The sequence below is a fragment of the Mesorhizobium sp. LCM 4576 genome, from assembly GCF_001854815.1.
In the GTDB taxonomy this organism is placed as follows: domain Bacteria; phylum Pseudomonadota; class Alphaproteobacteria; order Rhizobiales; family Rhizobiaceae; genus Mesorhizobium; species Mesorhizobium plurifarium.
Genome location: NZ_MDDT01000024.1, coordinates 635432 through 654766, shown reverse-complemented (window position 1 = coordinate 654766; position 19335 = coordinate 635432). Strand labels below are relative to the sequence as shown.

20 protein-coding genes and 1 tRNA gene are annotated in these 19335 nt (G+C 65.1%); 7 read left to right on the top strand and 14 right to left on the bottom strand.

What is annotated here, in order from left to right; all coding sequences use genetic code 11:
* Nucleotides 1–9 precede the first annotated feature (9 nt).
* On the bottom strand, nucleotides 10–411 hold the full coding sequence (locus tag LCM4576_RS16120; RefSeq protein WP_041004590.1) for a helix-turn-helix domain-containing protein: 402 nt from the start codon (nucleotides 409–411) through the stop codon (nucleotides 10–12).
* Nucleotides 412–502: 91 nt separating this feature from the next.
* On the opposite strand from LCM4576_RS16120, the gene LCM4576_RS16115 reads away from it, so the two are divergent.
* Nucleotides 503–1429, top strand: a complete 927-nt coding sequence (locus LCM4576_RS16115) for an NADP-dependent oxidoreductase (protein ID WP_071033173.1) — start codon at nucleotides 503–505, stop codon at nucleotides 1427–1429.
* Nucleotides 1430–1488: 59 nt separating this feature from the next.
* On the opposite strand, the gene LCM4576_RS16110 is transcribed toward LCM4576_RS16115, so the two are convergent.
* Complete coding sequence (locus LCM4576_RS16110; protein ID WP_071033061.1) at nucleotides 1489–1764, bottom strand: DUF1153 domain-containing protein; 276 nt, start codon at nucleotides 1762–1764, stop codon at nucleotides 1489–1491.
* 254 nt (nucleotides 1765–2018) lie between these two features.
* Here LCM4576_RS16110 and mnmA point away from each other — a divergent pair, with 254 nt between their 5' ends.
* Entirely contained in the window at nucleotides 2019–3209 is a 1191-nt protein-coding gene (mnmA, locus tag LCM4576_RS16105) for a tRNA 2-thiouridine(34) synthase MnmA (protein WP_071033060.1), read from the top strand.
* Nucleotides 3210–3264: 55 nt separating this feature from the next.
* Here mnmA and LCM4576_RS16100 read toward each other — a convergent pair whose 3' ends face one another.
* The gene (locus LCM4576_RS16100; RefSeq protein WP_071033059.1) at nucleotides 3265–4224 is read right to left on the bottom strand and encodes a Gfo/Idh/MocA family protein; all 960 of its coding nucleotides are present in this window, start codon (nucleotides 4222–4224) and stop codon (nucleotides 3265–3267) included.
* 252 nt (nucleotides 4225–4476) lie between these two features.
* Here LCM4576_RS16100 and LCM4576_RS16095 point away from each other — a divergent pair.
* Nucleotides 4477–4553, top strand: a tRNA-Met gene (locus tag LCM4576_RS16095).
* Nucleotides 4554–4794: 241 nt separating this feature from the next.
* Here the strand turns inward: LCM4576_RS16095 and LCM4576_RS16090 are convergent.
* From LCM4576_RS16090 to LCM4576_RS16065, 6 genes are all read right to left on the bottom strand, one after another.
* A complete protein-coding gene (locus LCM4576_RS16090) occupies nucleotides 4795–5739 on the bottom strand; it encodes a nucleoside hydrolase (protein ID WP_071033058.1) in 945 nt (314 codons plus the stop codon).
* On the bottom strand, nucleotides 5736–6749 hold the full coding sequence (locus LCM4576_RS16085) for a nucleoside hydrolase (protein WP_071033057.1): 1014 nt from the start codon (nucleotides 6747–6749) through the stop codon (nucleotides 5736–5738). The genes LCM4576_RS16090 and LCM4576_RS16085 overlap by 4 nt, the downstream gene beginning before the upstream one ends.
* 15 nt (nucleotides 6750–6764) lie before the next feature.
* Nucleotides 6765–7754: an ABC transporter permease gene (locus tag LCM4576_RS16080; protein ID WP_071033056.1), complete on the bottom strand. Its 990-nt coding sequence runs from the start codon at nucleotides 7752–7754 to the stop codon at nucleotides 6765–6767.
* Entirely contained in the window at nucleotides 7742–8782 is a 1041-nt protein-coding gene (locus LCM4576_RS16075; RefSeq protein WP_071033055.1) for an ABC transporter permease, read from the bottom strand. The genes LCM4576_RS16080 and LCM4576_RS16075 overlap by 13 nt, the downstream gene beginning before the upstream one ends.
* Nucleotides 8779–10308, bottom strand: a complete 1530-nt coding sequence (locus LCM4576_RS16070; RefSeq protein ID WP_071033054.1) for an ABC transporter ATP-binding protein — start codon at nucleotides 10306–10308, stop codon at nucleotides 8779–8781. The genes LCM4576_RS16075 and LCM4576_RS16070 overlap by 4 nt, the downstream gene beginning before the upstream one ends.
* A gap of 143 nt (nucleotides 10309–10451) precedes the next feature.
* Nucleotides 10452–11456, bottom strand: coding sequence for a BMP family protein (locus LCM4576_RS16065; protein WP_071033053.1), 1005 nt, complete (start codon nucleotides 11454–11456; stop codon nucleotides 10452–10454).
* 225 nt (nucleotides 11457–11681) lie between these two features.
* Here LCM4576_RS16065 and LCM4576_RS16060 point away from each other — a divergent pair, with 225 nt between their 5' ends.
* Entirely contained in the window at nucleotides 11682–12266 is a 585-nt protein-coding gene (locus LCM4576_RS16060; RefSeq protein ID WP_071033172.1) for an amino acid synthesis family protein, read from the top strand.
* Nucleotides 12263–12847 carry an amino acid synthesis family protein gene (locus tag LCM4576_RS16055; protein WP_040989862.1) on the top strand — a complete coding sequence of 195 codons (585 nt, stop codon included), beginning with the start codon at nucleotides 12263–12265 and terminating at the stop codon, nucleotides 12845–12847. The genes LCM4576_RS16060 and LCM4576_RS16055 overlap by 4 nt, the downstream gene beginning before the upstream one ends.
* A 196-nt stretch (nucleotides 12848–13043) precedes the next feature.
* Here LCM4576_RS16055 and LCM4576_RS16050 read toward each other — a convergent pair whose 3' ends face one another.
* From LCM4576_RS16050 to LCM4576_RS16040, 3 genes are all read right to left on the bottom strand, one after another.
* Complete coding sequence (locus LCM4576_RS16050) at nucleotides 13044–14285, bottom strand: amidohydrolase family protein (RefSeq protein ID WP_083361409.1); 1242 nt, start codon at nucleotides 14283–14285, stop codon at nucleotides 13044–13046.
* 63 nt (nucleotides 14286–14348) lie between these two features.
* A complete protein-coding gene (locus tag LCM4576_RS16045) occupies nucleotides 14349–14885 on the bottom strand; it encodes a MarR family winged helix-turn-helix transcriptional regulator (protein ID WP_040989864.1) in 537 nt (178 codons plus the stop codon).
* Between the two features lie 49 nt (nucleotides 14886–14934).
* Nucleotides 14935–15579, bottom strand: coding sequence for a cysteine hydrolase family protein (locus LCM4576_RS16040; RefSeq protein WP_040989865.1), 645 nt, complete (start codon nucleotides 15577–15579; stop codon nucleotides 14935–14937).
* 203 nt (nucleotides 15580–15782) lie between these two features.
* On the opposite strand from LCM4576_RS16040, the gene LCM4576_RS16035 reads away from it, so the two are divergent.
* Nucleotides 15783–16622, top strand: a complete 840-nt coding sequence (locus LCM4576_RS16035) for an NAD(P)-dependent oxidoreductase (RefSeq protein WP_071033052.1) — start codon at nucleotides 15783–15785, stop codon at nucleotides 16620–16622.
* A 15-nt stretch (nucleotides 16623–16637) separates the two neighbouring features.
* Entirely contained in the window at nucleotides 16638–17453 is an 816-nt protein-coding gene (locus tag LCM4576_RS16030) for an SDR family NAD(P)-dependent oxidoreductase (RefSeq protein ID WP_071033051.1), read from the top strand.
* A 43-nt stretch (nucleotides 17454–17496) separates the two neighbouring features.
* On the opposite strand, the gene LCM4576_RS16025 is transcribed toward LCM4576_RS16030, so the two are convergent.
* Together LCM4576_RS16025 and LCM4576_RS16020 are read right to left on the bottom strand one after the other, a co-directional pair.
* Nucleotides 17497–18480 carry a branched-chain amino acid ABC transporter permease gene (locus LCM4576_RS16025; protein ID WP_071033050.1) on the bottom strand — a complete coding sequence of 328 codons (984 nt, stop codon included), beginning with the start codon at nucleotides 18478–18480 and terminating at the stop codon, nucleotides 17497–17499.
* Nucleotides 18477–19331, bottom strand: coding sequence for a branched-chain amino acid ABC transporter permease (locus tag LCM4576_RS16020; RefSeq protein WP_071033049.1), 855 nt, complete (start codon nucleotides 19329–19331; stop codon nucleotides 18477–18479). Before LCM4576_RS16020 ends, LCM4576_RS16025 begins: the two co-directional genes overlap by 4 nt.
* Nucleotides 19332–19335 lie beyond the last annotated feature (4 nt).

Sequence of the window (19335 nt, the reverse complement as noted above, 5' to 3'; positions counted from 1 at the left end):
TCGCTGTCTTCAGGGCACAGCGCCCATCTCGCCGTGATCTGCCAATGCCCGGGCCCGGGCATCCTTGATTTCGGGCGCATGCTCTTCCGCCCAGGAGCGTATCTGGCTGAGCAGGCCAGCAAGGTTCTGRCCAAGCTCCGTCAGTTCGTACTCCACGCGCGGCGGAATGACCGCAAACACCTCGCGTCGCACAAGACCGTCGCGCTCCAGAACACGCAGCGTCTGGGTCAGCATTTTGGGCGTGATGCCCTCCAGCTTGCGCGCCAGCTCGCCATTGCGCAGCCGGCCGCGCCGCAGCGCGCAGACGGTGAGATAGACCCATTTGCTGGCCAGCATCTCGAGCACGGTATGCGACGGGCAGGTGCGCCGGAACGCGTCGTAGCCGAATGGGGATCTATCGTCACTATCCATAAGGTGTCTATATATAGAAAAGGTACATACTCGACAATCGAATATTACTATCCAAATGATAGCGGCATATCCACTCGAACAGGAGGCGTTCATGCGTGCCGTTATCCAGAATTCCGTCGGCGGACCCGAGGTCCTTTTCGTAGCCGAGCAGCCCGACCCCTCGCCCGGCCCCGGTGAAGTGCTCGTCCGCGTCAAGGCGGCGGGCATCAACCCGGTCGACGGCGCCGTGCGCGGCGGCTTCTACCCGCTGCTCGGCGAGCCGCCTTTCATCCTTGGCTGGGATATTTCGGGGACTGTCGCGGCGCTCGGTTCCGGCGTGACCGCCTTCAAGGTCGGCGACGAGGTGTTCGGCATGCCGCGCTTCCCCAAGCAGGCCGGCGCCTATGCCGAGCTTGCCGCGGCGCCGGCGGGCGAGATCGCCGCGAAACCAGCCGCCATTGACCATGTTCATGCGGCTRCCTTGCCGCTGGCCGGCCTGACGGCCTGGCAGGGCCTTGTCCGCCATGGCGGCCTGCAGGCGGGGCAACGCGTGCTGGTCCATGCCGGAGCAGGCGGCGTCGGCCATCTGGCGGTGCAGATCGCCAAGGCGCGCGGCGCCTGGGTGGYCTCGACCGCCAGCCCGGACAAAACGGACTATGTTCGCTCGATCGGCGCAGACGAGGTCATCGATTATACGAAGGGCGAATTCGCCGGAAAGGCCGGCGATCTCGATCTGGTGCTGGAGACGGTCGGCGGCGACCATGCCGCGGATTCGCTCAAGGTGTTGCGCGATGGCGGCGTGCTGGTGTCGCTGCTCGCTGTCCCCGACGCGGTAAAGGCAAAGGCCAAGGAACGGAACATCCGCGTCGAGCGGATGTCGGTCACGCCCGACCGGGAAGGCCTTGTCGAGCTCGCCAGGCTCGTCGATGCCGGAAAGCTCGCGCCCCATGTGGCGAAGGCTTTTCCGCTCGACCAGGCGGGGGCCGCCCACACTTTCCTCGCCACGCGGCCGATCGGCAAGGTTGTGCTGACGGTCTGATACCTTCCAAAACGAAAGGGCGCGGTGTTCCGCGCCCTTTCGATTTACGGCTATCCTGGCTAGTGCCGGTATTGCTGGATCCGCGTGGTGCGGAGACCGGCAAGGCCGTATTCGTCGATCGATGCCTGCCAGGAGAGAAATTCTTCGGTGGTGAGCTTGTAGCRCTGGCAGGCTTCTTCAAGGCTGAGCAGGCCGCCGCGCACCGCCGCGACCACTTCTGCCTTGCGCCGGATAACCCAGCGCCGCGTGTTCGTTGGCGGCAGATCGGCGATCGTAAGAGGGCTGCCGTCGGGCCCAATAACATACTTGACTCTAGGTCTAACCAGATCGGTCATCGTACTCTCTACTAAAAACTCAAAGACCCAATCCCCGCCACAGTACCGCCACAGCTTTAAAAATTGCCTAAGCGAACCCTAATCACTAGGTAAGGATCGTGAACGCCCGGTTAGGATTTCGTTTAGAATTTGAAACACCGGCCTCCAGGCCTTGAAATTGCCGGTAATCTCGTCCTGAGGCGTAAGCTGGCGCAGACGTGGCGCTTGACCTATATTCCGGCCATTGGCATTGAGCGCCGCACAGTGAAAGCACCATGAACAGCCTCGATCTTCCCCGCCGCCCCGAAGAAACCCGCGTCGTCGTCGCGATGTCGGGCGGTGTCGATTCGTCTGTGGTCGCCGGCATCCTGAAGCGCGAAGGCTATGACGTGGTCGGCGTGACGCTGCAGCTTTATGATCACGGCGCGGCCACTCATCGCGCCGGTTCATGCTGCGCTGGCCAGGACATCGACGATGCCCGCCGCGTCTCCGAGACGCTCGGCATCCCGCATTACGTGCTCGATTATGAGGAGCGCTTCCGCAAGGCGGTCATCGATCCCTTTGCCGAGAGCTATGTCGCCGGCGAGACACCGATCCCCTGCGTTTCCTGCAACCAGACGGTGAAGTTCGCCGATCTTCTGGCGACCGCGCAGGATCTCGGCGCCGACGCGCTGGCCACCGGCCATTACATCCGCTCGCGCGCCAATGGCGCCCATCGCGCGCTCTACCGGCCGGTCGACGCCGACCGCGACCAGAGCTATTTCCTGTTCGCCACCACGCAGGCGCAGATCGACTATCTGCGATTTCCCCTCGGCGGCCTGTCGAAGCCGCAGGTCCGCGCCATTGCCGAGGAGATGGGACTCACCGTCGCCGCCAAGCAGGACAGCCAGGACATCTGCTTCGTGCCGCAGGGCAAATATTCCGACATCATCGCCAAGCTGAAGCCGGCCGCGGCCAATCCGGGCGACATCGTCCATATCGACGGCCGCGTGCTCGGCCGCCACGAAGGCATCCTGCGCTACACGATCGGCCAGCGCCGCGGCATCGGCATCGCCTCCGGCGAGCCRCTCTATGTCGTTCATCTCGACGCCGACCGCGCGCGCGTCATCGTCGGCCCGCGCGAGGCGCTGGAGACGCACAAGATCTATCTGCGCAACATGAACTGGCTGGGCGACGGGCCGCTGTCGGATGTTCCGGCCGGCGGTATCGAGCTCTTCGCAAAAGTCCGCTCGACCAGGCCGCCGCGTCCGGCCGTGCTGCATCACCGCGACGGCGTGACGTCCGTCGAGTTGGCCGACGGCGAGTCAGGCATCGCGCCAGGACAGGCCTGCGTGCTCTATTCCGACGACGGCAACGAGGCGCGTGTCTTCGGCGGCGGCTTCATCGAGCGCTCCGAGCGTGGAGCCGAGGCCGAGGCGATGCTGTCCAGGCTCGCGGCCAGTCCAGCGCAGATTCCCGCCGAGTAAAATTAATGTCCGTAGGCCCGGCTTTTCGAGCTCATCGCCGCGGGTTCGGGCAGGTTCACGAACCGGTGTGGATCACCGTGCCGGCGGTCAGGATGCGCAGCACCCTGATCGCTTCCTCACCGTCGGTGCGGGGCTCGGCGCGCGTCTCGATGCATTGCATGAAATGGGCAAGCTCGCGCGTCAGCGGCATGCCCTCGCCGACGGCCACATAGGAAGGCTCGTTGGCGGTGAAGGCCCACTGGCCGCTGTCCTGCCACACCGCGTGGCGGTAGACGGCAAGCTTGCGCTCCCAGGGCTCGACATCGTCGAACACCGCCATCGCCTTGGTGCCGACCACCGTCAGGCGCCGCTCGCGATAGGGATTGAGGCGCGAGGCGAAGAGATGGCTGCGCAGGCCGTTCGGGAAACGCATGTGCAGATGCGCGAAGTCGCTGAGATTGTCGAGGAGCGCCGCCCCCTCGCCCCTCACCTCGATCGGCTCGGTGCCGGTGATGGCGAGGATCATCGACAAATCGTGCGGCGCCAGGTCCCAGAGCGCATCGTTTTCGGTATGGAACTTGCCAAGGCCGAGCCGGTGCGAATGGATGTAGCGCACCTCGCCGAGCTCGCCATTGTCGATCAGCGCCTTCAGCGTCTCGAAAGCGGGATGGAAGCGCAGCACATGGCCGACCATGAAGATGCGGCCATTATCCTTTGCCGCCTTCACCGCGCGCTCGGCATCGGCGACGGTCAGCGCGATCGGCTTTTCCACCAGCACGTCCTTGCCGCTTTCGACCGCGCGCACCGCGGTGTCGGCATGGAATTGCGGCGGCAGCGCCATGACGATGGCGTCGATGTCGTTGCGCTCGAACAGCCTGTCCGGCTCGATCRCCAGGCAATCCTGCTCGCTGGCGAAACCTTCGGCGCGGGCGCGGTTGACGTCGGAAACGGCATAGAGCGCGCCAAGCGCCTTGAGGGTGCGGATATGGTTGCTGCCCCAGTATCCGCAACCGAGGACGGCGATGCGCGGCTTCATTCGTTCAAACTCTAGAATTTCATGGCCGAGACATAGCGACGTGCCCCGCCGAACTCAACCCCGGGAGATCAGCTGAGTGTCTGTCCGGCAAAGCTTTTCTGGGATGAGATTATGYCGGCCGGATTATGCCGGCATGTCGGCCTTATACAAGCTTGACAGGCTCACCCTCGCAACCTTATATCCGCGCGACCTTGGCGAACGCCTCGCGACGCCCGTCCATTCAGGACGGTTTTCCGGGCCATTTGCCACCCTGGCGGGGTAGCTCAGTTGGTTAGAGCACGGGAATCATAATCCTGGGGTCGGGGGTTCAAGTCCCTCTCCCGCTACCATCTTTCCCCACACTCCTTTGGCACCGTTGGGAAAGCGCCCTTACCGAGGATCCCGGTGAGACGCCCGGCGATTTCGGCTTCTGTTCCGCCGAGCCTCGACGTATCTCGAAAACGGTAACGGTGGCGGTCAAGCCTCGCATGGCCGCCTTGGCTCCGGAATCTCCAGAGCCGCTCTATCCGCTAGTTGGAGCCATTCCGGGCGAAAAGCGCTTCTCCCGGAATTGCTCTGATACGGCCGAATTCAACCCCTCAGCAGGTCGAACATCAGCTCGAAGAAGCGATCCGCATCCACCTCGTTGGCGATCATGGCGTTGTCCTTGAGGCCGCGCTCGCTCCAGAAGTCGGCGACGGTGGCGCCGAAAGTGTAGCTGCCGCCGAGATCGACGCCGATATGCGCCGGCCGCGTCCTGACGAGCGTGGGGTCGATCACCAGCGCCAGCGCCAGCGGATCATGCATGGCGCCGCCCACGCCCATCGAATTGCGGTGGAGCTTCTCGTAAAACAGCAGCCAATCGTTCACCAGCTTGCCCAGCGGTGTATCGATCTTGGCGAGCTCGGCATATTGCGGTTTCTCGACCAGCACCTGCATGGTGACGTCGAGGCCGACCATGGTGATCGGCACGCCGGAATCGAGCACGATCCGCAGCGCCTCCGGATCGCAGAAGGCGTTGAACTCGGTCGGCGTGATGATCTCGCTCTTACGATAGAACACGCCACCCATCCAGATCAGCTGCTTGATCTTGGGCAGGACATGCGGATGTTTCAGCAGCAGCAGGCCGATGTTGCAAAGCGGCCCTGTGGCCACGACCACGGTCGGCTCGGCGCGCGACAGYAGCTTCTCGGCCAAGAAGTCCACGGCATGCTGCTTCACCGGCCTGATGGTCGCCTGTGGCAGGTAGGGCGAGCCCTCCAGGCCGCTTGGGCCGTCGGCGGTGCCCAGCACCAGCGGGCGCGCCAACGGCCGGTGGCAGCCGGCGGCCACCGGAACAGCGCCGGCGCCGATATATTCGAGGATTCGCAGCGCATTGGCGGTGGTCTTTTCGATCTCGGCGTTGCCACAGGTGGTGGTGACGCCGAGCAATTCGACGGCCGGCGAGCGATGCGCCATGACAAGCGCGATGGCATCGTCATGGCCGGGATCGCAATCGAAGAGGATGGGCGTAGGGGTCATGGTCGGGCTCGTCATGCGGTCCGCTCGTAGCGGGCAAGGGTGTCTTTGAAGATCTTGAGGAAGCGGCGGCCGTCGAGGTCGGTGCCAATGCGGGTGGTCTTCGGTCCGCCGCCCGGCAGGATCTGGAAACCGCGATAGGCAACCGTCTGGCCGCGAGCCACATGGCCGTCGGTCAGCACATCGACGAACAGCGGTTCGGTGAGCGTGGCGAGGCTGGGATCGAAAGCCAGCGCCACGGTGATCACGTCATCCAGCGGGAAGCCGACGAGCCCGAAGAATTCGCGCCAGATGTCCACATAGATGGGGAACACGTCGGCGATCATGTCGACCACCGGATTGTCCTTCGCCACCGCCTGCATGTCGGCGATGTCGTCGCGCGTCAGCATGGAGGTTGCGACGCGATTGTCCTCGCAGATGTCGAGCGGCACGAGGATCTTGTCGACCTCGGCGTTCAGCACGATGCGCGAGGCTTCGGGATCGGCCCAGATGTTGTATTCGGTGACCGGCGTCATGTTGCCGGGAGTCTGGAAGGTGCCGCCCAGCACCAGCAGGCGCTTGAGCGCGTCCGCAAGGCGCGGCTCCTGCAGCAAGRCCATGGCGGCGTTGGTGAGCGGCCCTGTGGTGACCAGCGTGATCTCGCCGGGATTGGACATCACCGTGTCGATGATGAAATCGACCGCGTGGCCCGGCGTCGCCTTGCGTGTCGGAGCGGGCGCCGGCGGATTGAACTTCTTCAGTCGGTCGCCGAAGCGCGCGGTCAGCCGCTTCTCGAAATGCACCGGAGCTTCCATGTCGGCCTTGGCGTGRCCGACGATCGGCCGCCAGGCGCCGGCATGGACGGGGATGTCGTCGCGCCCGGCCAGCGAAAGCGTGTTGAGCACGACATTGGTCACCTGCTCGATGGGCCCGGCCGCGCCGGTGACGGTCGTGACCGCTTCCAGCTTCACGTATGGACTGGCTGCGGCAAACAGCACGGCGAGGATGTCGTCGCCCGCTGAATCCACGTCGAGGATTATGCGTTCCATATGCGTATGGGGTCCTTACGTTGAGGGAGTGTTGTCGGCGTCGGCCCGACCGGGTTCGACGGAAAGCAGCTTGCGCATRCTCTCGAGCGTCTCGCGGATGATGCGGGGCCTGCTGCGGTAGGAGAGCGCGAACAGCGCCACCAGCGCCACCGCGTAGGGTACCGCCAGGATCAGATACGACGGGAAACCGAAGGTCTGCAGCCTGAGCGAGAAGGCGTCGGCGAAGCCGAACAGCAGGCAGCCGCCCAGCACCCTGAGCGGATCGCCGTTGGAGAAGATCAGGATTGCGACGGCCATGAAGCCGCGCCCCGACGACATGTTCTCGGTGAACATGGTGATGTAGCCGAGCGACAGATGCGCCCCGGCGAGCCCGGCGAGAAGACCGCACAGCAGCGAGGCGACATAACRGATCCGGGCGATGGAGATACCGAGCGCCTCGGCTGCCTCGGGTTTTTCGCCGACGACGCGGATGTAGAGGCCGAGCCTGGTGCGCCTGTAGAACAGCACGAGCAGCGGCACGGCGAAAAAGGCCACATAGACCAGCGGCGTGTAACCCGAGACCAGCGGCGCCCAGGACCCAAGCAATTCACGAGCCCATGGGATTTGAACCTTCGGCAGGCCGACGATGCCATGGCCGACGATGGATCCGCGCGTGCCGAAAACCGCCTTCATCAACGATATGGTCATGCCGCCCGCGAGGATGTTGAGCGCCAGGCCGACCACCACCTCATTGGCGCGGAAAGTCACGACAAGGAGCGCGAAGACGAGCGCGAAGACAAGCGCGGCGGCAACGCCGCACAGCACGCCGACAAAGGCCGAGCCGGACCAGATGGAGCCAAGCACGGCGAAGAAGGCGCCTACGAGCATCTGGCCTTCGAGGCCGATGTTGAAGATGCCTGCCTTGGTGGTGAACGAGCCGCCGAGGCCGACCAGCAGGATCGGCGCGGTGGTCCTGAGCGTCGCGACCAGGAGCGCGACGTTGAGGAGTTTGTCTAGAACTTCCATCGACGCTCTCCCGCCGTGCTGTCGCCGCGGCGCTTCATCAGCACCTGCGCGGAAACGCTGAGGATGATGAGGGCCTGGATGACCGTGATGATCTCGCGCGAGGCCGTGGTCTCGACCTCCAGCAGCAGCGAGCCGCTGCGCAGCGCGCCGAAGAACAGCGCGGTGACGATCGTGCCGATCGGTGAGCCGTTGGCGAGCAGCGCGGCGATGAGGCCGTCGAAGCCGAAGCCGGGCGCGAAGCCTTCCATGAAGCGGTGATGCACGCCCAGCGTCTCGACGCCGCCTGCCAGCCCGCCGACCGCGCCGGAGACCAGCAGGACCAGGAAGCCCTGCCGTTTGACGTTGACACCGCCATATTCGGCGAATTTCGGCGCCGAGCCGACCATCGAGATCGAATAGCCCTTGCTCGTATAACGGAAGAACCACGCGACGGAGAGCGCCAGCACCAGTCCGATGACAAGGCCCCAGTTGAGGCGCGAAAAGGAAAAGAGCTCGGGCAGATAGGCCGTCGGCAGAACAGGCGGCGTCTCCGACCAGCCGCCCGGCCTCTTGAACAGGAAGATGGTGAAATAGGACGTCAGCAGCACCGCGACGTAGTTCGACAGGATGGTGGAGACCACCTCGTTGGTGTTGTAGCGCGCACGGAAGAACGCCGGAATGGCTACCCAGGCGGCGCCGGCGAGCGTCGCCACGGCCAGCCCGACCAGCATGTGAATGCCGGCCGGCAGCGGCAGGGCGAAGCCGACCCATGCCGCTGCGAAACCGCCGAGGAACAGCTGGCCCTCGATGCCGACATTGAACATGCCGCCGCGCAGGCCGATGCAGGCGGCAACGCCGCAGATCAGGATGGGCGTGGTCTGCAGCAGAGTGCCGGCGATCTTGGCCTGGTCGCCGAAAGCGCCCCGCAGCAGCGTCATGAAGACCTTTACCGGGCTCTCGTCGACCATCAAGATGATGATGGCGCCGATGGCGAGGGCAAAGAGGACAGCAAGCAGCTGCCCGTAAACGGCACGCAACCTGTCGCTCATCGGGCCGCGCCGCCCGTCGCTGCGCCGGCCTCGACACCTGCCATCATCATGCCGATCCTTTCGCTGTCGGCTCCGTCGCCGTCGACCTCGCCCATGATCCGGCCGTTGAACATGACCAGGATGCGGTCGGCGAGCGTGAGAAGCTCATCGAGCTGTACCGATATGACGAGCACGGCGCGGCCGGCCGCACGCTGGCGCATGATCTCGTCGTGGATGGATTCCTGGGCGCCGATGTCGACGCCTCGCGTCGGCTGGTCGATGAGCAGGAAGTCCGCGTCGTTCGTGAATTCCCGCGCCAGGACGACCTTCTGGATGTTGCCGCCCGACAACCGCTTGACGGTATCCTGGGGGCCGCGCGCGCGGATATCGAAGCGCTTGATCATGTCCGCGGCCTGGCTGGCGGCCGCCTGCCAGTCGAGAATGCCGTTGCGCGACCACGGYGCCCTCGTCTGGCGCCCCATCAGGAGGTTCGCCGAGATCGAGGCGCCGCCATCGACGCCGCGCACCATGCGGTCGCCCGGAACATGGGCCAGTCCGGCCTCACGGATCTGCGCCGGCGACTGCGTGGTCAGGTCGCGGCCCTTGAGAACGGCTGTGCCGTGGCTGGCGGGACGCAGGCCGGTGAGCACCTCGGCGAGCTCGGTCTGGCCGTTGCCGGCCACACCGGCGATACCGACGATCTCGCCGGCGCGCACGGTGAAGCTGGCGTCGCGCAGCGCCGGCAGGCGACGGTCGTCGCGGGCCCACAGGTTCTTCACCTCGAGCACGACGCTGCCCGCTGTCCGTTCGCGGCGGCGRCGCGCGAAGCTGACGTCGCGTCCGACCATCATGCGAACGAGATCGGCCTTGGTCAGCTCGGCCGTCGGTCGCGTCGCCACATGCTTGCCGTTGCGCAGCACCGTGACGGTGTCGGAAACCTCCATCACCTCCTCGAGGTGGTGGGAAATGAAGATGACCGTCATGCCGCCGGCAACGAAGYCGCGCAGGGTCTGGAACAGCTCACGGCTCTCTTGCGGGGTCAGCACAGCCGTCGGCTCGTCCAGGATGATGATGCGCGCACCGCGCGCCAKGACCTTGAGGATCTCGATGCGCTGCTCGATGCCCACCGACAGCAGCGAGACGCGCTCGGTCGGTTCGACCCTCAGTCCGAACCGTTCGGAAAGCTCGCGCGTCTTTTCGATCTGCGCGGCGTGGTCGATCAGCCCGTTGCGACGGATCTCCATGCCGAGGAACACGTTCTCGGCCACGGAAAGCGAGGGCACCAGCTTGAAATGCTGATGCACCATGCCGAGGCCCGCCGCGATGGCCGCGGCCGGATCGGCCATTATCATATCCTTTCCCTCGATGCGGATCGCGCCCTGATCGGGTTGCAGCAGACCGAACAGGACATTCATCAAGGTTGTCTTGCCGGCGCCGTTCTCCCCGATGATGGCGTGTATCTCGCCACGACGCACGGCGATGGAAACGTCGTCGTTGGCGGCGAAAGCACCGAAGCGCTTCGTAACGCCGATCAGCTCGACGGCCATCTCRGCGGCGGCGGGCTTGACAGGTGCCGGAGATGGCGAYGCGTCGGACACGGTAGCTTCACGGCTCCAAGGTTGAGCGTGCGGGCCACCGACCCGCACGAGGCTGGATGAAAGTCCCGGAGGACTCCGGGACGGCGCGAAGCCTACTTTGCCTTGGCGACCTTGATGGAGCCGTCGACGATGCCCTTCTTGATCTCGTCGAGCTTGGCCTTGACCTCTTCGGGGATCTTCGGCGCGATGTCGTCGCAGACCTTCAGCTCGACACCGCCCGAGGCGAGATCGAAGGTGCGGGTGCCTGGCATGACCTTGTGGCCTTCGACCTCGTCCTTGATCAGGCTGTAGACCGCGATGTCGCCGCGCTTGAGCATCGAGCCGAGCACATTGCCGGGCGCCGTGGAGCACATGTCGATATCGACGCCGATCGAATACTTGTCGGCAGCGGCGCTGGCCTGCATGACGCCCTCTCCCGTCGGGCCGGCGACGTTGTAAACGATGTCGGCGCCTTCATTGTAGAGCGCCTGGGTCAGCTCGCTGCCCTTGGCCGGGTCGTCGAAAGTGCCGGCGAAGACAGGTTTCACGGTGACGTCGGGGGCGGCATATTTCGAGCCCTGCTCATAGCCGCCGAGGAAGTTGCGGATAACCGGGATGTCGCGGCCGCCGACGAAGCCGATGGCCTTGCCGTCGCCGATCTTGTCGAAGGCGCTGCCCTTGTTTTCGATCATGCCGGCGAGCGCGCCGGCGATGAAGGAGCCCTGTTCCTCGGCAAAGTTGGCATAGATCATCTTGTCGCTGTCGAGGACGCCGTCGATGAAGACGAAGCGCTGGTTCGGATAGGCCGCGCTCGCCTTCTGCAGCGCGTCGACGAGCTCCCAGCCCATGACGAAGATCAGGTCGTACTTGCCGTCCTTCGCCAGGTTGGCGAACTGCTCCTCATAGTCGAGCGCGCGATTGCCGGTATCGACCAGCTTGAGGTCGATGCCGAAATCCGTCTTCGCCTTGTTGAGGCCGTTGACGATCGAGACGCCGAAGCCCTGCGCGAAATAGCCCGAGATGGCGGCCACGGATACCTTGCCCTGCGCGCAGGCAAGGCTGACCGAAGCAACAAGCGCGGYGCCGGCAAAGATGCACTTCGAAATGATTTTTTTCATGTTTCTCCCCTGTTTGAAGGTCGCCCCAAGTGCCGGCTCCGCAAGGGGCGCCGGAAAACTTGTTGGTGATCATATGACCTTATGGGTGCTCCAATGACCTGTCAATCTGGCGCCACGCGACGTTCCATGCCTTCGTTCCCGAACGACGCGCAATTGGCTTGACAAAGCCGCCGGATCGATAATTGTTGATACTCAAACAATTTCATAGGGCAATTGGAGCAGCCGATGCCGAAGCCAGCGGTCAGGAAGTTTGTCGTACAGGTCGAGGAGATTTTTCACGAAGGCGGGCCGGTGCGGGCAGAGCCGGTCAAGCGCGGCGCCGTGCTGGCGGTGATCGAGAATCCGTTCGCTGGCCGCTATGTGGAGGAGATCACCGGGTTCATGGAGGATCTCAAGCCGCTCGGTCTCGAAATGGCGCAACGCCTGCTGAATTCGCTTGGCGGCGATCCCTCGAAGGTCGAGGGCTACGGCAAGGGCGCGATCGTCGGCGGCGGCGGCGAGCTGGAGCACGGCGCGCTGTGGCACAATCCGGGCGGTTATGCGATGCGCGAAMTGCTGGGCGGCGCCAAGGCGATCGTGCCGTCGACCAAGAAGGTCGGCGGGCCCGGCGCGCGCATCGACATCCCGGTCACGCACATCAACGCTTCGTACGTGCGCAGCCACTTCGACGCCATCGAAGTGGGCATCAACGACGCGCCGMGCGCCAACGAGATCGTACTGGTGCTGGCCATGACGACKGGCGCCCGCGTCCATGCCCGCGCCGGCGGGCTGGAGGCGAAGGACATCAAGGGAGAGGACGGGCTGAGATGAGCGTTGAAATCCGCCGCATCATAACCATCGTGGAAGAAACGCGCGAGGAAGGCGGCCGGCCGGTCGATCCCCCGACGCGTCGCGCAGCTGCAGTCGCGGTCATTCGCAATCCGTTCGCCGGCCGCTACGTGGACGATCTGTCCGCACTGAGCGACATCGGGGCCGAGCTTGGCGAGATCCTTCCAAAGCGTGCGGTCGCAGCGCTCGGCATTCCCGGCGACCAGGTCGAAAGCTTCGGCAAGGCGGCCGCCGTTGGCGCCAATGGCGAGCTGGAACATGCCGCCGCGATCCTCCATCCGAAGCTCGGCGCGCCGTTCCGGGACGTGCTTGGCACGGGTGCCGCGCTCATTCCGTCCTCGAAGAAGCGGGGCGGCCTCGGCGTTCCGCTGGATGTTCCGCTCGGCCACAAGGATGCGGCCAAGGTGCGCAGCCATTTCGACGGCATGGAAGTGCGCGTTCCGGACGCGCCGCGCGACGACGAGATCGTGGTGGCGATCGCGGTCACCGATTCGGGCAGGCCGCACCCACGCGTCGGCGGGCTGACCAAGGAACAGGTCGTCGGCAAGGATGGGCTGATCTAGAGCATTTTGCAGCCAAGCGGAATCGCTTGGCGTCGCACAAATGCGGCTAAAACAAAGAGATAGAGCGGTTTGGCGTTTCCGTGAAACGGTGAACCGCTCCAACTCCCGGCAGCGGGCGATACCTTCGCAAAGCCACGGGCTGTCCCGCCGGCGAAAAAAGCGGCCCGTGAGCCGCTTTTTTTCGGCTTTCCTCAGATCAGGCCGCGACGACTTCGGGCACGCGGATGGCCGGCGGTGTGTTACGGCTGCGCGCGGTACGCACTTCCCCGTCGATCATGATCATGCCGATGCCGGGCAGGTTGCCGAGCGCCAGGCTTTCCAGGAAATCCTTGCCGAGGCCGCCGGCTGCCTGGTCCATGAAGACAAGGTCGGCGGCGCGGCCTGCCTCGATGATGCCGCGATCGGCAAGCTTGCGCACGCGTGCCGTGTTGCCGGTGGCAAAGCAGAAGACCACCTCCGTGGGCACGCCGCCCAGCGATGCCAAATGGCAAATGGTGCGAAGGATGCCCAGCGGCTGCACGCCCGAGCCGGCCGGGCCGTCGGTACCGAGAATGACCCGGTCGAGCTCGTTCCGTTGCTTGGCGATGCCGAGCACGAACAGGCCGGTGCGCAGGTTGCCGTTGTGGACGATCTCCAGGGCGCGGGTGCCTTCCTCGCAGATACGAYGGATCTCGTCGTCCGGCAGCGCCGTGGGRCCACCGTTGATATGCGCCACCACGTCGGCGTCGACCTCGAGCACGACTTCGGCCCCGATGCGGCCGGAACCGGGGATCGAGGGCCCGCCGGTATGGGTCATGGAGGTCATGCCGTATTTGCGGGCCCAGGCGATCATCTGGCGGCCCGTCGGACCGTCCTTGACGCCGCCGAGGCCGACCTCGCCGATCAGCGTCACGCCGGCTTCGGCGAGTTCGCGGAAATCGTTCTCGGTCATGCCTGGCTCCAGCACCGGAGCGCCGGCAAGGATCTTCATGCCGCCGGGGCGGAAATTCGAGAAGCTGCGCTGCGYGGCGATGCCGAGTGCCTTGACGCCGACGATGTCGCGAGGGCGGCCGGGATAGTGCGCCTCGCCGGCCGAGACGATGGTGGTGACACCGCCGTGGAGCGTCGAGTCTATCCAGCCGAGCTGGTTCTGGCGCGGGGTCCAGTCGCCGGCCGTGGGATGGACGTGGTTGTCGATCAGGCCGGGGGCGACGACGCAACCCTGCGCATCGATGACCTTCGCAGCTCCACTTGTCTCGACGCCGCCCTGCTTGCCGACCGCAGCGATGCGGCCATCCACGACCACAATGGTGTCGGCGTCGAGGATCKGGCGGGCGATGTCGCCGCTCAGCATCAGGCCGATATTGCGGATGACGGTCTTCCCGGCAGCAGGATTGGCTTGGGGGTCGGAGGACRTCGGACTGGTTCCTTCTGTTCGGCGCGGACAAGGGGAGGACATCCCGCCGCCGAAAAATCCAGCGACGCCCGCTGTTTTGCTGCGTCTGGGTTGGGGATCAGTAGGTCATTTGACGGCCGTGTCGCCTGTGTCGTCACGGCTGATGCGCTGGAGCAATTGCAACAGCGTGGCCTGCTCAGCCGTGGAGAGCGGCGAAAGAAGCTGCCGGCCGACTTCGACGCTACGGTCCAGGCGATCAAGCGTGTAGCGCACGCCGTCGTCCGTCAGCGTGATGATGGCCAGCCGCTGGTCTGTCTTGGAAGCGTTGCGCTTGACCAGCCCCTGCTTCAAAAGCTTGCGCACCACGAGGCTGATGGTGGACGGATCCATCGCCGTCAGCCGCCCGAGATGGTTCTGGGACACCTCGCCGTGACGCAGCACCGTCGCCAGCGCCGCGAACTGGGTCGGGGACAGGTCCTCGCCGGCCATCTCCTGCTGGAAGCAGAGCGTCGCCCGCTGATGGGCGCGGCGCACGATGTGGGCCGGGTGCAGATCGAGATCGTATCCGGTCGCGGCATAGCGGGCGAGCGCCTCCTCGCGGCTCAGCCGCTTGTCCTGCGCAGCCTTGCGCTTGGTTCGCTTCGTTTGCTCGGTCACCGTCATYGGGATGCTTGAACTCCTGGCAGGCCTGTTGTCGCTGGCACCGGAGCGATCATGCCGCGACGCTGGCGTTTTCCACGAAGACGCCTTCCCGCAAAGCCCTGACCACGCTGGCCGAGTCGCTGACCACGCCGAAATGGGTGGCGATGTCGTAAAGCGAGCTTTCCTGCTCGCGCGGGCCGGTGGCGGCGCAGCAGTCGCTCGGCACCACGACCTCGTAGCCGTTGAAGAAGGCGTCGTGAACGGTCGAACGCACGCAGATGTTGGTGACCACGCCGAAGACGATGATCTGGTCGACCTTCAGGTCCTTGAGCGTCAGGTCGAGATCGGTCTGGAAGAACGCGGAGTAGCGCCGCTTGATGACATGGATTTCGTCGGCGCGCGCGCCGAGGTCGTCGATGATCTCGACACCCCACGTGCCTTCGACGCAGTGCGGCGTGCGCTTCAGCCATTCGCGGTCCTGCCGCACGTTCTTGCGGTGGACGTCATGCACCCAGATCACCGGGACGCCCGACGCACGCGCGGCATCGATGACGGCGAGTTGCGGTCCGACCAGCACCTCATAACCCGGCAGCACCATCGCGCCGCCCGGCTTGCAGAAATCGTTGAGCATGTCGACCACGACGACCGCAGCGCGCTTCACGTCGATGCTGACGCCTGCTTCCTGTCGATGCGACGAGAAAGTGTCCACGGACATGGCAGATCTCCCCGGCAGCCATTGATTGTTGGTGGTCATACAAAACCGTACAAGGCCCGAAGTCAATCCTTGGAGGCATGTTGCCGGCCATCCCGCTTCACCGGCAACGAAAAAGCCGTTGACAAGCATGGTGTTTCAAGTGTCCGATTGTTTGACCATCAATGATATTGGYGCGCACCGTGGCCGGTCATGAGGGATGAGACATGAACATCATTGTCACGGGATCAAGCGRCCTGCTCGGCCGTCATGTGGCGGCGGCTTGCCTGGCCGTCGGCCATGAGGTTCTGGRCATCGACCTGGCGCCGCCCGCGCGTGGGGCCTGGAAACATGTGAGCGCGGACCTGACGGATCTCGGCCTTGCCCTGCAGCTGATCCGCGACGCCGACGCGGTGATCCATGTCGCGGCGATCCCGCGTCCCACCGGCAAGGCCGCCGCCGAGGTGTTCGGCACCAACATGGCGGCCAGCTACAATGTGGTGGAAGCGGCAGCGCTTTCGGGAGCCTCGCGGTTCATCTACGCGTCTTCCTTCTCGGTCCTCGGCTACCCCTTCGGCGAAAGGCTCGCGCCGCCCGCCTACCTGCCCATCGACCAGGATCATCCGACGGGCGCGCAGGATGCCTATGGCCTGTCGAAATGGCTTGGCGAGGAGATCGTCGAGGCGGCTGTGCGCCGCGGCGCCTTTTCGGCGGTAAGCCTGCGCATGCCCTGGATACAAACGCCGGAAAGCTTCTTCGAGACGGTCGGGCCGCGTCGCGGCACGCCGGACGCGGCGTGGGACCTCTGGGGCTATCTCGACGCGCAGGACGCCGCCGACGCCTTCCTCCGCGCGCTGGCCTGGAAGGGACAGGGACACCTGCGCACCTTCATCAGCGCCGCCGACACCTATTCGGAGACGCCGACGGCCGAGCTGCTGAAGGCCGCTTTTCCTGCGGTCCCGGTAAGACGGCCGCTCGAGGGTCACGCCACGGTCATCGACAACAGCCATGCCCGCGAAACGCTGGGCTTCGCGCCGCGCCGCTCGTGGCGCGGCTACGGCAAGTAAGGCAGGAGAAGGACGATGACCCGTTTTGTGGACAAGACCGTGCTCGTCACCGGCGGTGGCGGCGCCATCGGCAGCGCGGCTGCCCGTCGCTTCGCGCAGGAGGGCGCCAAGGTGGCGGTGCTGGACCTCGATGCCGGCCGCGCCGAGACCATCGCCTCGACGATCGGCGACAAGGCGATAGCGATCACGGCGGACGTAACCGACGAGGCTGCCGTCGAGGAGGCGGTGGCCAAGGTCGTGAGGGTTTTCGGCAGGCTGGACGCGGTGTTCAACAACGCCGGCATCTCGGGCAAGGTGGCCCCTGTCCATGAGTTGCCCACGCAAGACTGGGACGACATCGTGCGCATCAATCTGCGTTCGATGTTCGTGGTGCTGAAGGCTTCGGTGAAGGCGATGATCGCTGCCGGCGTCGAGGGCTCGATCGTCAACATGGGTTCGTCGATGGCGGGATGGGATGTGCTCGCCGGCGGCGCCGGCTATGCTTCGACCAAGCACGGCGTGGTCGGCTTGACGCGCGTCGCCGCGCTCGACGTGGCGCCGTACGGCATCCGCGTCAACGCCATCTGCCCGGGCGTCATCGAGACCACGCTAGGCGTTCCGGCCGCCGACAAGGCGCAATATCTGGCCGGCGTGCAGCGCTTCGCCGACCGCATTCCGCTCCGGCGCATCGGCCAGCCCGAGGACGTGGCGGCTGCGGTCGCCTTCCTCGCTTCCGACGACGCCTGCCATGTCACTGGGGTCGACTGGCTGATCGACGGTGGACAGACCTTGCAGAGTTGGGCCAACGCGCCCGAGGCTGCCGCGTTCCCGAACCTGCGGCGCACGCGCTGAACCGCTTGGCAGATCACCTCTGCGGGCCTGCGGCRTGGCAGGACTATCTTGTCCCTCCCCGCCCCAGTCGCCGCGGCGGCGCGAGCGCCAGCAGCTTGCCGAACAACCCTTGCGGCAGCACGACGACCACGACGATGAACAGCGCGCCGAGCGCGATCAGCCAGTACTGGTCGAGGCTTGCCGACATGGCGTTCTCGGTGGCGCGCACGGCAAGCGCGCCGAGGAAGGCGCCCATCAGGACCGAGCGGCCACCGACAGCCACCCAGATCAGCACTTCTGTGGAGAGCGCAAATCCGACCAGCGGCGGCGAGACGAAGCCGAACTGGGTGGTGAACAGGCCGCCGGCGAAGCCCGCCATTGCGCCCGAGACGGTGAACACGAAGATCTTGTGCAAGCGCACGTCGTAGCCGAAATGCAGCGTGCGGCGCTCGTCGTTGCGGATGCCGGCGAGCACAGTGCCGAGCGGCGAACGCCCGATCCACAACGACAAGAGATAGGTGAGCAGCGCGGCGATACCGACGAAGAAATAGGTTGCATTGGTGGAGAGCGGATCGCCATTAGGCGCCGACAGCGGCGGCACGTTGAACAGGCCGTTGAAACCGCCGATGAACTCCCAGCGCCGCGCCGCGATCTCGCACACGACCGCCGCGCAGAGCGTGACGATGGCAAGATGCGCGCCTGACAGCGCGCGGCCCTGGAACATGATCCAGCCGAGCAGCGCGGCGACCATCATGGGCAGCAGCACGGCGAGCGCCAGGCCCGTCCATTGGCTGTCTCCAAGCCATGGCAGCTTGCCCAGCGTCACCAGCGCCATGGAATAGGCGCCGATGCCGAAGAAGATGGCCTGGCCGAAGCACAATATGCCGGCCTGACCCCAGATCAGTCCAAGGCTGAGCKCGAAGATGCCGTAGGTCACGTATTGGGTGAGCAGGCCGATATTCCAGTCATCGAGCGCAAGCGGAGCCAGTCCGAGCCCTGCCCAGGCGAGCACCGTGAGGCTGAGGCCGAGACGCGCGGGGCGGGTCATTTGCGGCCTCCGATGATGCCGTTGGGCAAGAAACGGATGATGATCATGGCGAGCAGGAACACCAGGATCTGGGCGTCGGCCTGCGAGATGCCCGCCGAGAAGATGGTGGTGGCGCCGCCGATCACGCCGGACCCGATGAGCGCGCCGACGAGCGAGTTGACGCCGCCCACGAGCACCGAGAGGAAGGACGGAATGAGGAAGCCGACGCCCATCTGCGGGTCGACGCTCATGATCGGCRCCATCACAGCGCCCGCGAAGCCCGCCAGCGCCGAGCCGACGGCGAAAGTGGCCCGGTCCATGCGCCGTGTGTTGATGCCCAGGGACGCCGCCATGGCGCGATTGGCGATGACGCCGCGTATCTGCAGTCCAAGTTTTGTCCTGAAGAACAGATAGTAGGTGGCGAGCGCCAGCGCGGCCGCAAGTGCCATGATGAAGAGGCGGTAGGCCGGATACTGAACGCCGAACACATCGACGGCAGTGGGAAGCGGATTTGGAACGCTCTGGGCCCCCGGCCCGAACAGCACGACGACGCCTTGCTTGATCACCAGGGACAGGCCCCAGGTGGCAAGGATGGTGTCGATGAAGCGATGGTAGATGTGGCGGATGATCAACCATTCGACCAGCAAGCCGACGACGGCGAGCACAAGGGGCGCCAGCAGCAGGCCCAGCCAGAATGAGCCCGTCGCATTGCTGACCGCGACGACGACATAGGCGCCGATCAGGAAGAACTCGCCATGGGCCATGTTGATGACGTTCATCAGCCCGAATATGACGACGAGGCCCAGCGTCACCAGCAGCAGGGCAAGGGTGAAGTTCGCGGTATCGAGCAGAAGTGCGATCGTCGCTTGCACGGCA